Origin of the sequence: Lysobacter sp. Root76, from assembly GCF_001428685.1 — a bacterium.
Lineage (GTDB): Bacteria > Pseudomonadota > Gammaproteobacteria > Xanthomonadales > Xanthomonadaceae > Lysobacter.
Genome location: NZ_LMIK01000001.1, coordinates 803,525 through 819,272 on the forward strand (window position 1 = coordinate 803,525; position 15,748 = coordinate 819,272).

General features: G+C 68.7%; 7 protein-coding genes and 1 pseudogene. 1 reads left to right on the forward strand and 7 read right to left on the reverse strand.

The window, feature by feature from the left end; translation table 11 throughout:
- Positions 1–38: 38 nt before the first annotated feature.
- A pseudogene (locus ASE10_RS20910) lies at positions 39–4,169 on the reverse strand (CARDB domain-containing protein); the annotation flags it as partial.
- A gap of 1,641 nt (positions 4,170–5,810) precedes the next feature.
- Complete coding sequence (locus ASE10_RS03270) at positions 5,811–7,145, reverse strand: DUF11 domain-containing protein (RefSeq protein WP_056305024.1); 1,335 nt, start codon at positions 7,143–7,145, stop codon at positions 5,811–5,813.
- A gap of 565 nt (positions 7,146–7,710) precedes the next feature.
- Between ASE10_RS03270 and ASE10_RS03275 the strand changes: the two genes are divergently transcribed.
- Entirely contained in the window at positions 7,711–8,709 is a 999-nt protein-coding gene (locus ASE10_RS03275; protein ID WP_055903117.1) for a polyprenyl synthetase family protein, read from the forward strand.
- Between the two features lie 45 nt (positions 8,710–8,754).
- On the opposite strand, the gene ASE10_RS03280 is transcribed toward ASE10_RS03275, so the two are convergent.
- From ASE10_RS03280 to ASE10_RS03300, 5 genes are all read right to left on the reverse strand, one after another.
- Entirely contained in the window at positions 8,755–9,231 is a 477-nt protein-coding gene (locus tag ASE10_RS03280) for an SRPBCC family protein (protein ID WP_056305021.1), read from the reverse strand.
- Positions 9,232–9,283: 52 nt separating this feature from the next.
- Entirely contained in the window at positions 9,284–10,072 is a 789-nt protein-coding gene (locus ASE10_RS03285; RefSeq protein WP_055903121.1) for a dienelactone hydrolase family protein, read from the reverse strand.
- Positions 10,073–10,149: 77 nt separating this feature from the next.
- Complete coding sequence (gene murD / locus ASE10_RS03290; protein ID WP_056305020.1) at positions 10,150–11,538, reverse strand: UDP-N-acetylmuramoyl-L-alanine--D-glutamate ligase; 1,389 nt, start codon at positions 11,536–11,538, stop codon at positions 10,150–10,152.
- Positions 11,519–12,880, reverse strand: a complete 1,362-nt coding sequence (gene murL, locus ASE10_RS03295) for a UDP-N-acetyl-alpha-D-muramoyl-L-alanyl-L-glutamate epimerase (RefSeq protein ID WP_056305018.1) — start codon at positions 12,878–12,880, stop codon at positions 11,519–11,521. The genes murD and murL overlap by 20 nt, the downstream gene beginning before the upstream one ends.
- Positions 12,880–15,495 (reverse strand): bifunctional aspartate kinase/diaminopimelate decarboxylase, encoded by a 2,616-nt coding sequence (locus tag ASE10_RS03300; RefSeq protein WP_082586040.1) that lies wholly within the window; start codon positions 15,493–15,495, stop codon positions 12,880–12,882. The genes murL and ASE10_RS03300 overlap by 1 nt, the downstream gene beginning before the upstream one ends.
- Positions 15,496–15,748: the final 253 nt, after the last annotated feature.

A 15,748-nucleotide genomic window follows, 5' to 3' on the forward strand; every position in this document is an offset into this window, starting at 1 on the left:
CCGATGGTCCACACGCCGGTACCGGACACGTAGGCGCCCGCGCCGTTGTCGGACACGTAGGTGTAGCCGTTCGGCAGCAGATCGGCGACCGAGACGCCGGCCGAGGCCGACGGACCGTTGTTGGTCACCGTCAGGGTGAAGACGACGCTCGTGCCGACGACCGGGGTCGCGTTGTCGACCGACTTCGCCATGACCAGGTCGGCCGAAGCCACCGGGGTCGTAGTCGCGGTGCTGGTGTTGTTGGCCGGAGTCGGATCGTTGGTGGTCGAGCTGACCGTCGCGGTGTTGAGGTAGGTGCCCGTAGCGTTGACGGTTGCGGTGATCTGCAGCGACGTCGAGGCCGAACTGACCGTGGCGGTGTTGAGGTAGGTGCCCGTAGCGTTGACGGTTGCGGTGATCTGCAGCGACGTCGAGGCCGCGTTGGCGAGGCTGCCGATGGTCCACACGCCGGTACCGGACACGTAGGCGCCCGCGCCGTTGTCGGACACGTAGGTGTAGCCGTTCGGCAGCAGGTCCGCGACCGAGACGCCGGCCGAGGCGGACGGACCGTTGTTGGTCACCGTCAGGGTGAAGACGACGTTAGTGCCGACGACCGGGGAAGCGTTGTCGACCGACTTAGCCATGACCAGATCGGCCGAAGCCACCGGAGTCGTGGTCGCCGTGCCGGTGTTGTTGCCCGGAGTCGGATCGTTGGTGCTGGACGAAACGGTCGCAGTATTGAGGTAGGTACCGGTGGCATTGACCGTTGCGGTGATCTGCAACGAGGTCGAAGCCGCGTTGGCCAGGCTGCCGATGGTCCACACGCCGGTGCCCGAGGCGTAAGCGCCCGCACCGTTGTCAGAGACGTAGGTGTAGCCGTTCGGCAGCAGGTCCGCGACCGACACCGCAGCCGCCGGTGACGGGCCGTTATTGGTGACCGTCAGCGTGAACACGACGTTCGTACCGACCACCGGATTCGCGTTCGACACGCCCTTGACGATGGCCAGGTCGGCCGTCGGGACCGGGCCCGGCGTCGAGGTCGAGGTGTTGTTGCCCGGGTTCGGATCGTTGGTGGTCGAGCCGACCGTTGCGGTGTTCGCATACGGGCCGGCAGCGTTGACGGTCACCACGATGTCCAGCGCGGTGCTGGCGCCGCTGGCGAGGTTGCCGATGGTCCAGGCGCCAGTACCGGGCACGTACGCACCCGCGCTGTTGTCGGACACGTAGGTGTAACCGGCCGGCAACAGGTCGGCGACGGACACGCCGGCCGCGGCCGACGGGCCGTTGTTGGTCACGGTCAGGGTGAAGGTGATGCTGTCGCCGACATTCGGGTTGGCGTTCGACACGCCCTTGACGATCGCCAGGTCGGCCGAAGCCACCGGGGTCGGGGTCGACGTCGAAGTGTTGTTGCCCGGCGTCGGGTCGTTCGTGGTCGACGACACCGTGGCGGTGTTGGCGTAGGTACCCGTCGCGTTGACCGTGGCGGTGATCTGCAACGAGGTCGAGGCCGCGTCGGCGAGACTGCCGATGGTCCACACGCCGGTGCCCGGCACGTAGGCGCCGGCGCCGTCGTCGGAGACGTAGGTGTAGCCGTTGGGCAACAGGTCGGCGACCGACACCGCCGCCGCGGCCGACGGACCGTTGTTGGTGACGGTCAGGGTAAAGACGACGTTGGTGCCGATAATCGGGGTCGCGTTCGACACGCCCTTGACGATCGCCAGGTCGGCCTGCGCCACGATATTGGTGATGGCCGAGCTGCTGTCGTTGCCCGGGGTCGGGTCGATCGCGCCAGCCGGCACCGCGACCGTGGCGGTGTTGGTGATCGTGCCCGGCGTGGTCGCCGTGCCGGTCACGGTGATGGTGACGAAGCTGGTGTCGGCGCTGGTGCTCGCGCCGGTATCGACCGGCAGATCGACGCCAATGTTGAGGTTGCCGGTGCCCGAGGGTGCGACGCAGTTCGCGCCGCCGGTGCCGACGCAGGTCCAGCTGACCGAGGTGATATTGGTCGGTACGGTGTCTTCGACGCTCGCGTTGGCGACTTCGCTCAGGCCGTTGTTCCAGACCCGGATCGTGTAGGTGACGGCGTCGCCCTGATTGACGGTCGCGGGGCCGGTCTTCTGGATCGCCAAATCCGCCGAAGCGGTCGGCGTGGTGGTCGCGGTACCGGTGTTGTTGCCTGGGGTCGGATCGGTGGTGGTCGAGCTGACCGTCGCGGTGTTGAGGTAGGTGCCGGTGGCGTTGACGGTCGCGGAGATCTGCAGCGAGGTCGAGGCCGCGTTGGCGAGGTTGCCGATGGTCCACACGCCGGTACCGGGCACGTAGGCGCCCGCGCCGTTATCCGAAACGTAGGTGTAGCCATTCGGCAGCAGGTCGGCGACCGACACCGCGGCCGCGGCCGACGGGCCGTTGTTGGTGACCGTCAGAGTGAAGGTGACATTGCCGCCGACGACCGGGGTCGGGTTGGACACGCTCTTGACGATCGCCAGGTCGGCGGAAGCCGCCGGCGTCGGCGTCGAGGTCGAGGTGTTGTTGCCCTGCGTCGGGTCGGTGGTCGTCGAGGTGACGGTCGCCGTGTTCGCGTAGGTGCCGGTCGCGCGCACGGTCGCGACGATCTGCAGCGCGGTCGAGGCGCCGTTGGCCAGCGCACCGATGGTCCACACGCCGGTGCCCGGCACGTAAGCGCCGGCACTGTTATCGGAGACGTAGGTGTAGCCGTTAGGCAGCAAGTCGTTGACCGAGACACCGGCCGAGGCCGACGGACCGTTATTGGTGACCGTCAGAGTGAAGGTGACATTGGTGCCGACGGTCGGAGTGCTGTTCGACACGCCCTTCACGATCGACAGGTCGGCCGAAGCCACCGGCGTCGGCGTAGAGGTCGAAGTGTTGTTGCCTGGGGTCGGATCGGTGGTGGTCGAGGTCACCGTCGCCGTGTTGGCGTAGGTGCCGGTCGCACGCACGGTGGCGACGCCGATGGTCCACACGCCGGTACCAGACACGTAGGCGCCCGCCCCGTTATCCGAAACGTAGGTGTAGCCGTTGGGCAGCAGGTCGTTGACCGAGACACCAGCCGAGGCCGACGGACCGTTGTTGGTCACCGTCAGGGTGAAGGTGACATTGGTGCCAACGACCGGGGTCGCGTTGGACACGCTCTTGACGATCGCCAGGTCGGCCGAAGCCACCGGCGTCGGGGTCGAGGTCGAAGTGTTGTTGCCCGGGGTCGGGTCATTGGTGGTCGAGGTGACGGTCGCCGTGTTGGCGTAGGTACCGGTCGCACGCACAGTCGCAACGATCTGCAGTGCGGTCGAAGCGCCATTGGCCAGCGCGCCGATGGTCCACACGCCGGTGCCGGGCACGTAAGCGCCGCCAGCGTTGTCGGAGACGTAGGTGTAGCCGTTGGGCAACAGGTCGGCGACCGAAACACCGGCCGAGGCCGACGGACCGTTGTTGGTGACGGTCAGAGTGAAGGTGACATTGGTGCCGACGGTCGGAGTGCTGTTCGACACGCCCTTCACGATCGACAGATCCGCCGAAGCCACCGGCGTCGGGGTCGAGGTCGAGGTGTTGTTGCCCGGGGTCGGATCGGTGGTGGTCGAGGTCACCGTCGCCGTGTTGGCATAGGTGCCGGTCGCACGCACGGTGGCGACGATCTGCAGTGCGGTCGAAGCGCCGTTGGCCAGAGCACCGATGGTCCACACGCCGGTACCAGACACGTAGGCGCCCGCCCCGTTATCCGAAACGTAGGTGTAGCCGTTGGGCAGCAGGTCGTTGACCGAGACACCGGCCGAGGCCGAGGGACCGTTGTTGGTGACCGTCAAGGTGAAGGTGACATTGGTACCGACGGTCGGGGTGCTGTTCGACACGCCCTTCACGATCGACAGATCCGCCGAAGCCACCGGGGTCGGGGTCGAGGTCGAAGTGTTGTTGCCCGGGGTCGGATCGGTGGTGGTCGAGGTCACCGTCGCCGTGTTGGCGTAGGTGCCCGTGGCGCGCACAGTCGCGACGATTTGCAGTGCGGTCGAGGCGCCGTTGGCCAGCGCGCCGATGGTCCACACGCCGGTGCCGGGCACGTAAGCGCCGCCAGCGTTGTCGGAGACGTAGGTGTAGCCGTTGGGCAGCAGGTCGTTGACCGAGACACCGGCCGAGGCCGAGGGACCGTTGTTGGTGACCGTCAAGGTGAAGGTGACATTGGTNACGTAGGTGTAGCCGTTGGGCAGCAGGTCGTTGACCGAGACACCGGCCGAGGCCGAGGGACCGTTGTTGGTGACCGTCAAGGTGAAGGTGACATTGGTACCGACGGTCGGGGTGCTGTTCGACACGCCCTTGACGATCGACAGATCCGCCGAAGCCACCGGCGTCGGGGTCGAGGTGCTGGTGTTGTTGCCCGGCGTCGGATCACCGGTGGTCGAGCTGACCGTCGCCGTGTTCGCGTAGGTGCCCGTCGCGCGCACGGTGGCGACGATCTGCAGCGAAACCGAAGCGCCATTGGCCAGGCTGCCGATGGTCCACACACCGGTGCCGGACACATAGGCGCCCGCGCCGTTGTCCGAGACATAGGTGTAGCCGTTCGGCAGCAGGTCGGCGACCGACACGGCTGCCGCAGTCGACGGGCCGTTGTTGGTGACCGTCAGGGTGAAGGTGACGTTGGTGCCCACCGCCGGGGTCGCATTCGACACGCCCTTGGTGATCGCCAGGTCGGCCTGCGCCGCAATCGTGGTGTTGGCCGAACTGCTGTTGTTGGCCGGAGTCGGATCGGTCGTGCCGGCCGGCGCCGCAACGGTCGCGGTGTTGGTGATCGCACCCGGCGTGGTCGCCGTGCCGGTGACGGTGATTGTGACGAAGCTGGTGTCGGCGCTGGTGGTCGCGCCGGTATCGACCGGCAGGTTCGCGGTCAGGCCGATGCTGTTGCCGGTGCCGCTGGGCGCGCTGCAGGTCGAACCCGCACCGGTGCCGGCGCAGGTCCAGCTGACCGCGGTCAGGTTGGCCGGCACGGTGTCGGCGATGCTCGCGCCGGCGACCGCGCTCGGGCCGTTGTTCCAAACCCGGATCGTGTAGCTGACGGCACCGCCCTGGTTGACGGTCGCGGTGCCGGTCTTGGCGATCGCCAGATCGGCCAGCGCGGTGATCGCGGTGTTGGCCGAGCTGCTGTTGTTGCCCGGGGTCGGATCGGTCGCGCCGGCGGGCACCGCGATCGAAGCGGTGTTGGTGATCGCGCCCGGCGTGGTCGCCGTGCCGGTCACGGTCACGGTCACGAACGCGGTATCGGCCGTGGTGGCCGCGCCGGTGTCGACCGGCAGGTTCGCGGTCAGGCTGATGCTGTTGCCGGTGCCGCTGGCGGCGCTACAGGTCGAACCCGCGCCGGTGCCGGCGCAGGTCCAGCTGACCGAAGTCAGGTTGGCCGGCACGGTGTCGGTGATGGTCGCGCCGAGCGAGCTGCTCAGGCCGTTGTTCCAGGCGCGGATCGTGTAGGTGACGGTGCCGCCCTGGTTGACGGTGGCGGTACCGGTCTTGCTGATCGCCAGATCGGACGAAGCGGCCAGGGTGTTGGTGTCGGTCGAGGAGCAGACGCCGGCGCTGAAGACGCGGCCGGCGCCGGTGCACGAGGCGCCGCTGTTGGTGACGCCGCTGGGCGGCGAGATGCTCGCGGTATTGCTCAGCGAAGGCGGAAATGTCTGGGCCAGCGCCAGCGGCGCGGCGAGCATCAGCATCGCGGCCAGCGCGATACGCGACACGGTCCGGGACAAACGCGATCCGGCATGCTCCTCGCGGCAGTTCTGCTGCGGGCGGGCGGTCGGATGGGTGTTGACGGTCTTCATGCGTAAGCCCAGACAGGGTCAGTAAGCGCCGGCGTTGGCGTTGAACGCCACCGGTACGGTGATGGTGGCCGTGCCGTTCGCCAGCAGGTTCACGGTGAGCGAAACGGTGTTGCCGCCGACGGCGCCGCCGTTGGCGGCGCTGCAGCTGGAGCCGGCACTGGCCAGGCAGCTCCACGGGCCCGACAAGGTCGCGCCGGCGGGCAGCGCGTCGCTGATCTGCGCGGCGCTGATCGTGACCGCGCCGAAGTTGCGCGCGATCAGCGTGTAGCTGGTGCCGCCGCCCGGTGTGTAGCTGGCGGCGACGTCGCTCTTGGCGATCGTCAGATCGGACGTGGTCGCATTGACGAAGGTGCAGGTGATGTTCTGATTGGCGCGGTAGTTGGCCGCGGCGATGGTCAGCGCGTTGCCGGCCAGCGACGAGGTCACGACGGCGTTGCTCTGGTCGCGGCAGATCGCCGACTGCAGCGCGAAACCGGTGACCGCGGATTCGGTGACGGTGATCGCCTGGCTGTGATTGGCGATCGGGAAAAACGCGGACGTCGCCGGATTGAGGGTCGCGGTGTTGAGCGTCGCCGGGCCCACTCCGTTGCTGCCGGCGAACGGGAAGCTGCCGGTATTGGCCAGGGTCTGCTTGACGATGCGCAGGTCGGAACCAGCGAGCGACCAGATCGCTTCCAGGCCGTCGCCGGCGCTGCCGCCGCCCGGATCGATGGCGGTCACGGTGAAGGTCAGGCTGGTGATGCCGGTACCGTCGAAGCGGATCGAACCGCAACCGGTGCCGTTGGCGGCCGTGGTGCTGCATTCGGTGCTGCCCGCGGCAGCGCCACCGGTCGTGCGCTGAAAGGTGTTGCCGGAGACGATGAAGACCGAGTTTCCGCTGAGCCGGGTCAGACCGACGCTGCCGCCGGTGGAGACGCTGCCGCTCAAGGTCCAAAGCGAGGAGTTGTTCTGACCGCCCGAAGAACCGCCGACGCGGTCCAAATGCAGCACCGGGTTGTCCACGGCTTTGCTGAAGGTGACGGTGATGGTGTAAGTGTTGGGCGGGATCGTCATGTTCAGCGCGTTGGCGCCGGCGACCGTGCCCGTGTAGGGGTTGTTCCAGAAGTTGGTGGTGTTGAACGTGCCGTTGCTATACGGATTGGCGCCGCCGATTGCGCCCGACCAGGTCACCGTGACCCCGACCGCAGGCGAAGTGACGGTCGTGCCGGTGGTGGTCCAGGTGCCGGTGGTCGCGGCCGAAACGCCACCGGCGACGAGCAACAACGCCGACGACGCGCACAGCGCGATCAACCGGCGGATACGGCGATAGGCGCGTTCGCGAGCGACGGCGCCGGTGAGCACTGTATGGGTCATACGATTTCGAACCTGCGCGCCATCACGCCGACCACGCCCGACTTCCCGTCGCGCGTACTCGAGCTGTGTGACCTTTGCTTGATCCCCTGAGCACCAACCCGGTGCCCCACATATGCCAACGCCGTGCCCGACCCTGTGTTCGAGCTACGGAGCGCGCGGACGCTGCTAGCGACCTTTCCCTCGATCCCCTTCCGCACTGCGTGACCCCGTCAGCCTTGGCTTCGGAGGTCTCTTGCAAATAGTGTGCCATCCATCACATTACTTGCGCAACCAACAGCACACTACCGACCAGAACTGGGCCCCAAATCGAAACGCGCCCCGTTCGGGAGCTTTCGGGTCACATGCGGTCCTTGTACGTCACCTTTGTGTTCCGTTGAATCAGGGAATACCCCCATATCCCACCGATTGCGTAGAGCACGCGGGCGTCAATCGCACATATAAAGCGCATAGAGAACCCATAATCCGGCCGTAGGACCATGGCCCGCGACGGGCCCATGGCGGCCCGGTCGTTCGGCTCGGCGCGGCCTCGCCCTATACTTTCTTCCCCCACCGTACCGGCCGTCCCATGCCTTCCAGCGCAGCATCCCTGTCCGTCCCAGACCTGGCGACCATCCAATCCCTGGCCCGAGACGACATGGCGGCGGTCGATGCCCTGATCCGACGCCGGCTGGCCTCGGACGTGGTCCTGGTCAACCAGGTCGCTGAATACATCGTCGGCGCCGGCGGCAAGCGCCTGCGCCCGATGCTGCTGTTGCTGGCCGCCGGCGCCCTCGGCCACCGCGGCCCGGATGCGCACCAGCTGGCGGCCGTGGTCGAGTTCATCCACACCGCCACCCTGCTCCACGACGACGTGGTGGACGAGTCCGACCTGCGCCGCGGCCGCAAGACCGCCAACGCGGTCTGGGGCAACGCCGCCAGCGTGCTGGTCGGCGACTTCCTGTATTCGCGCGGCTTCCAGCTGATGGTCGAACTGGACCGCATGGAAGTGATGAAGATCCTCGCCGACACCACCAACCAGATCGCCGAGGGCGAAGTCCTGCAGTTGCTGCACGTGCGCAACCCGGACACCGACGAGGCCGCCTACCTGCGCGTGATCGAGCGCAAGACCGCCGTGCTGTTCGCGGCCGCGACCCGACTGGGCGCACTGCTGTCCGGCGCCGACGCCGCGACCCAGCAGCGCCTGCACGACTGCGGCCTCAACCTGGGCTACGCCTTCCAGATCGCCGACGACGTGCTCGACTACGCCTCCGACGCGCAGACCCTGGGCAAGAATCTCGGCGACGACCTCGCCGAAGGCAAGGCCACGCTACCGCTGATCCATGCCATCGCCCACAGCGACGACGTCACCCGTGCACGCCTGCGCGCGGCGGTCGAGCACGGCGACACCGACGCCATGCCGGAAGTGATGGCGGCGATCCACGCCACCGGCGGGCTCGAGTACAGCCGCAAGCGCGCGCACGACTACGCCAACGCCGCCGAAGCCGCGCTGGATGGGCTGGAAGAGAACGACTACACCGCCGCGCTGCGCGGCCTGGCCCATTACGCGGTCAGTCGCGATCACTGATCGCAGCGGCGCGTTGCGGCGACGGCACTAGCTAGCCGCACCCGGCTAAGCCGGCCGCTCCAGACCGCCAGCTGCGACATACGCCCGCAGCGCCCCCAGGCGCCTGCGGGCATGCCGGAGGAACGACCGGTTCAACAGCGGCTGGATCAGCCAGGCCAGCGCACGCGGCCGGGCGACGACGCGGTACTTGAAGCTCACGCACGTCTCCTGTTCCGAAACGCGCTTGAACGACCAGGCGCCGGCGAACGCCGCAATGAACCAGGGACCATCGACCATGTCGATCGCGGCGGCGCGCGGGCGGTTGTAGCTGACATAGCGCACCGTCATGGACTGGCCGTTGTGTGCGCGCACCACCACGACCGCACCGACCTCCGGGCCGGTGGCCGGCGCGAGGAAGCGGTAGCTCTGCGGAAACGGATCCCAGCGCAGACGCACCGCGTAGTCCTGGGTCAGATCGAACAAGGCCTCCGCCGAACCGGGCAGCGTTTCGCTGTGCTCGATCACGCTCACCGGCCCGCCCACCCGGGGATCGAAACACGCAAATCGTTTTGCGCCTGCGCCGCGTCCATCGAGGTTACGGGCTCGCGAACCGTTCCGCGAAGAAGTCGCGCATCATGCGCTCGGCGCGCTTGGCCGCACGCTCGTTGTAGACGCAGCCCGGCGGATTGGCCGCTTCCGGCTCGGCGAAGCAGTGCACCGCGCCGCTGAAATTGACGAACTGCCAGTCGGCGCCGGCGGCGTCCATTTCCTTCTCGAAGTCGGCGATGTCCTGGTCGGTGATACCGCGGTCGTCGGCGCCGTTGAGCACCAGCACCGGCGTGCGCACGCCGTCGTCCTGGGCCGGCAGATCGGTCGCGAGGCCGCCGTGGAAGGTCACCACGCCGGCCAGCTCGCTGCCGCCGCGCACCAGTTCCAGTACCGTGCTGCCGCCGAAGCAGTAGCCCAGCGCGCCGATCCTGGACGCGTCCACCGGCGCCTTGCCCGCCTGCGCCTTGAGCACCTTGACCGCCTCCTCGATGCGCGCGCGCAGCTTGGGCCGGTCGGCGCGCAGCGGGGCTGCGACCTTGCCGGCTGCCTTGTCGTCCTTGGGACGGATCTTGCTGCCGTAGACGTCCGCGACCAGGACCACGTAGTCGTCGCCGGCGATGTGCTTGGCGCGTTCGACGGCGGCCGGCGACACGCCTTTCCAGTTCGGCACCATCACCAGGCCCGGGCGCTTGATCGCATTGACGTCGTCGTAGACCAGCACGCCGGTGAAGGATTCCTTGCCGATCTTCCACGTGACCGGCTTGGCCTGCATCGCCGCGAACGCGGGCGAGGCGCATAGTACGAGAACGATCGCGGCTACGAGACGACGGCGCATGACGGATTCTCCCTGAGGTAAGCGCGCAGCCTACCCCGCGGGAATGACGCCGAGATGTGAAGGCGGTCGCGGCCGGCTCAGGCGATGCCCAGCCCCGGGATCGAGCTGATCGCGTCCGGGTCGAACCCGGCCAACTCGGCGAAATGACGGCCGCGGGCGACGTAGTCGCGGTACGGGCCGAAGCTGGGCGCGCCCGGCGACAACAGCACGACGCCGTCGCCGGCCAGGGCCGCGCGCGCCTGCGCCATCGCTTCGGCCAGGTCCTGCGCCGCGCTCAGGCGGAAATCGGACTGCGCTGCCAGCGGCGCCAGCAGCTCGTGGATGCGCGGGCCGTTCTCGCCCATGGTCGCGATCGCCAGCGGCGGTTTGCGCCGGATCGCATCGGCGAAGGCGCCCCACTCCACGCCGCGGTCGTGACCGCCGACCAGGATCGCGATGCGGCGGCCGTCGTAGCAGTCCAGCGCCGCCAGGCTCGCGTGCGGCGTGGTGCTGATCGAATCGTTGACGTAGGTGATGCCGTCGCGCGTGCCCAAGAGCTGCAGGCGGTGCGGCAGCGGCCGGAAGCTGGCGACGTGCGCCGCGAGCGGCGCGGCGTCCAGGCCCAAGGCTTCGATCGCGGTCAGCACGGCGCACAGGTTGCCGCGGTTGTGGCGGCCCGGCAGCGGCAGCGCGGCGGTGTCCATGATCGGCGCGTCGCCGCGATACAGCAGATCGCCGCGCAGGTGCCAGCCGTCCTCGCGACCGAACCAGCGCACTTCGCTGCCGGGCAGCGTCAGCGCGGCCAGGGTCGCGTCGTTGGCGTTGAGCACGGCGATGCGCGGCTCGGCCTCGGTCAGCAGGCGCAGCTTGTCCTCGACGTAGCGCGCGTGCGAACCGTGCCAGTCCAGATGTTCGGGAAACACGTTGAGCGCGATCGCGACCTCGGGCCGCACGCCGCCGGCGGCGACATCGCCGGTCTGATAGCTGGACAGCTCGATCGCCCAGAACTCGGGCGGCTGCGGCGGCGCCATCAGCTCCAGCAAGGGCAGGCCGATGTTGCCGGCCAGCGCGGTGCGATGCCCGGCCGCGCGCAGCAGATGGGCGAGCAGCGAAGTGGTGGTGCTCTTGCCCTTGGTGCCGGTCACGCAGACCGTGCGCGCATCGGGATGCTCGCCGAACCACAGCGCGGTGCCGCCGAGGAAACGCGTGCCCTGCTCCGCCGCGGCCATGGCCTCGGCGCGATACGGGCTGATCCCGGGCGACTTGATCACGAACTCGAACGCGGCCAGGCGCTCGGCGTTGGCCGCGGTCTCGATCAGCAGGCGCGCATCGCCCAGCCCGCGCGCATCGGCGGCCTCGTCGTGCGAACAGAACAGGGTCAGGGTCTGTTCCGGCAGCGCCGAACGCAGCGCGCGGTAGGCGGCGCGGCCTTCGCGGCCCCAGCCCCACAGCGCGGTGCGGCGTCCCTCAAGCTGCGAGATACGCACGCAGGCGCTCCCACAGTTTGAGCGGAATGCGTTGCTCGTCGTCGATCACCAGCAGCGGTTCGATGCGCAGCTCGGCGGCGTCGAGCTGAGGCCGGATCTCGCGCGCGAAACGCTCGACCAGGGTGTCTTCGCGCCATTCGGGGCGCTCGGTCAGCGCCGCCATCGCGGCGCGCGACTCGCGGCCTTCGCCCACGCATTCGAACGGCTTGTGGTCCTGGTATTCCAGCAAGGCGTCGTAGCCGCCGATCTGGCCGGCGTCGTCGAGCAGGTTGCGGCCGAAGATGCCGACCAGACGCGGCTTGGGCATGAACGGCGCCAGCGCCAGAAACACGAAGTGGCACTTCGGACAAACGCCGCACCAACGGTTGGCCGGGCGCTCGCCGAGGATATGGAAGTTGCGGTTGCAGCTGCTGAAGTGGGCGTCGTAGCGGTCGCTGCGCGCGAACTGGCGCGCCACCGCGAGCTCGCTCAAGGGACGCAGCAGCGAGTAGTAACGCAGGTCGGCCGCGACATAGCGTTGCAGATGGTCGCCGAACGCCTGCTCGCAGGCCCAGCCCTTCGACCATTGGTGATTCACCTCGCCGGTGCCTTCGATGAGGCTGCCGTAACTGGCCGAGCGCTCGTTCGAGAACACCACTTGATCGACGCCGTGCAGCAACGCGGCCAGCGCCATGATCGCCGAGTTCACCACCGTGACCGGGATATGGCCGTTCCAGGCGCCTTCGCGGTTGTAGTCGAACAATTGCGGCGCCAGCGCGCGGCCGAGGTTCAAGGTGGGCAGGCCGGTGCGCTGAGCGCAGGCGGCGATCAGCTGCGAGCCGCCGATCCAGGTCACGGTCTGCGCGACGTCGAGCGCGCGCAGGGCTTCGATGCTGACCAACGAATCCTTGCCGCCGCCGATCGCGACCAGGGCATGCTCGTGCAGGCCGAGCGCGGGCGCGGCGGCGTCCGCCGCAGCGTCGACCGGGAAGCGGATCTTGCCGTGCAGGTTCAAGCCGTTGCGATAGGCGAACTCGCCCAGGCCGTTGACGTAGATCAGTTCCAGCAGCGCAGCGGTGTCGGCGTCGATCGCGTAGGAATCGATGCGGATCTGCTCCGGCACCGCGGCCTTGTAGTAGCTCACGCCTGCGATCAGATGCAGCAGCCGCAGCGCGCGTTCGACCGCGGCCGCGCGCGCGTCGTCGAGCGCGAACGGCGCGCCGGGCACGGTGATCGTCTCGATCAGTTCCGGGCCGTCGTCGAACGCGTACACCAGCTGCGCCACGCCGCTCGCCGCGTCGAAACCGCAACGCACGAAACGGAATGCGCGGATCGCATCGCGCTGGAAACGCCAATCAGTCATTACAGATCACCTTCTTGCAGAACTTGCTCGGCGGGCAGCGCCCGCTGGTTGTAGGTGTGCGCCATCGCCATGCCGTAGGCGCCGGCGTCGGCGACCAGCAGCACGTCGCCCTCGGCGGTCGCGCGCGGCAGCGGACGGCCGCGGCCGAGCACGTCGCTGCTCTCGCAGATCGGGCCGACCACATCGAAGACGGCGCTGTCGGCGTCGTCCAGGCGGCTGAGGTTGTGGATGCCGTGGTAGGCCTCGTACATGGCCGGACGCATCAGCGCGTTCATGCCGGCGTCGCCGCCGACCCGGCGCACGCCGTCCTTTTCAACCACCTGGGTCGTGGTCAGCAGCAGCACGCCGCTTTCGGCGACCAGGTAGCGGCCCGGCTCGACGATCAGCCCGTAACGCGGATACGCGGCCTTGATCTCGGCCAGGCCGGCACGCCAGGCGGCGAGGTCGAACTCCGCCGCCTCCGGGGTGTAGGCGATCGGCAGGCCGCCGCCGATATCGATGGTCTCGATGGTGCCGATGCCGTCGGCGAGCCCGGCCAGCTGCGCATACACGCCGCGCCAGTGCTGCGGATCGTCGATGCCGCTGCCCAGGTGCGCGTGCAGACCGGCGATGCGCACGCCCAGGCAGCGCGCCTGGTCGACGAAGGCATCGAAACGCGACATCGGCAGGCCGAACTTGGCCGCGACGCCGCCGGTGCGGACCTTTTCGTGATGGCCTTCGCCGTGACCCAGGTCGATGCGCAACCAGATCGCGCGGCCGCGGAATACCTCCGGCCAGCGCTGCAGCGCCTCGATATTGTCGAGGGTGACGGTGACGCCGCGCGCGAACGCGGCCTCGTACTCGCGGCGAGGAGCGAAGCTGGGCGTGAACAGCACCCGCGCCGGTTCGATCTGCGGCAGAGACTCGAACACGCGTTCGATCTCGCCCAGCGACACGCATTCCAGGCCGAAGCCTTCGCCGGCGATCGTACGCAGCACTTCGGGATGCGAATTGGCCTTGATCGCGTAGTAGCAGCGATCGATCGCCGGCGTCTCGCGCAGCGCACGCGCGCGTTCGCGCACCGTCGCCAGGTCGTAGACGTAACGCGGGGTGCCCGCCGCGGCGGCTTCGAGCAGGCGCTCGCGTGCGCCGCGCCACCAGGCCGGCGCACGCGTGGGCTTGCCGTGCGCGATCTCCCGCCAGCTCGGGCCGAACACGCTGCCGTCGCGCACCGGCATCGCGCCGCTGCGGATCAGCTCGTGGTGCAGGTGCGGCAGCAGGCCGTCGGCGTCGGCCTCGTCGATCACGAAGGTCAGGTTGAGGTCGTTGGAGGACTGCGAGATCAGGTGCACGCGCTCGCGCCCGAACGCGGCCCATATGTCGGACAGGCGGTGCAGCAGCGAACGCATGCCGCGGCCGACCAGGGTGATCGCCGCGCAGGGCGCGATCACCTTGACCCGGCAGACTTCGGCCAGGTCGGCCGACAGCGCTTCGAGCACGTTGCTGTTGACCAGGTTCTCGCTCGGGTCCAGCGACACGGTGACGTTGGTCTCCGAGGAACCGATCAGGTCGATCGACAGGCCGTGGCGCTTGAAACGCTCGAACACGTCGGCCAGGAAGCCGACCTGCTGCCACATGCCGATGCTTTCCATCGACACCAGCACGATGCCGTTGCGGCGGCTGATCGCCTTGACCCCGGGCACGGTCGCCGCGCTGGCGTCGATGCGGGTACCGGGCAGGTCGAAGCGCTCGGTGTCGAGGATCGCCATCGGCACGCCGGCGTCGCGGCAGGGCGCGATCGAACGCGGATGCAGCACCTTGGCGCCGGTGGTGGCGATTTCCTGGGCTTCGGCGTAGTCCAGGCGGGCGAGCAGGCGCGCGTCCGGCACTTCGCGCGGATTGGCGCTGAACATGCCGGGCACGTCGGTCCAGATCTCCACGCGCTGAGCCTTGAGCAGCGCACCGAAGTACGCGGCCGAAGTATCCGAGCCGCCGCGCCCCAGGACGGCGGTGCCACCGTCGCCATGGCGGGCGATGAAGCCCTGGGTCAGCAGCATGCGCGCCGGCTGTTGCGCGAAGCGCGCGGCGAATTCCGGGTCGGGCTCGCGCCGGCAGTTCACCGACAGGCGTCGCGCCCATGCGCTCTGGTTGGGCAGCGACACCGCATCCAGCCAGTCGCGTGCGTCGCACCAGCCGAAGTCGTACCCCTGGCTGCGCAGGTAGGCGGTGCCGATGGTCGAGGACAGCAGTTCGCCCTGCGCCAGCACTTCGGCCTGCCAATCCAGCGCGCGGCTCGCGGCGCGCGCATCCGTGCCCAGCGCCTGCAGCGCCGCCAGACGCGCGCCCAGCACGACGTCGGGATCGAGGTCGAGTTCGGCGCAGAAGGCGCGGTGGCGTTCGACCAGCGCCTGCACGCGTGCGGCGATGTCGGCCTCGGCGCCCGGCGGCGCGCTGGCGATCGCCTGAAGTTCGTTGGTTACGCCCGACAAGGCCGAGACCACGACGACGACGCGAACGCCGTCCTCGTGCATGCGTTTGGAGGCGAGGCGTCCGATGGTGTCCCAACGGTTGCGGCGGGACACCGAAGTGCCGCCGAACTTGAGTACTACCCAACGAGTTGCTTCCGCCACCGCCACTATCCTCGGTTGTTGTCGCTCTTGATCGATGCCCGGCGGTCGCCGGGCGTGTTTTGGGGACCATGCCGCGGCCGGCGGGCGCGACGACCGGGCCCGCGGGCGTGCCAGGGCAGCCGTACTGGGTCGGAGTCGGGAAGTTCGCGCTCGCCCGCATCGCGGGCATGAAGCTGCGATTCTAAACGGATTGTCCAAACGGGATCGCACCGGCGCAGGCCGGCCACGCTTACGCCACACTGGAACCACCGCAGCGGAA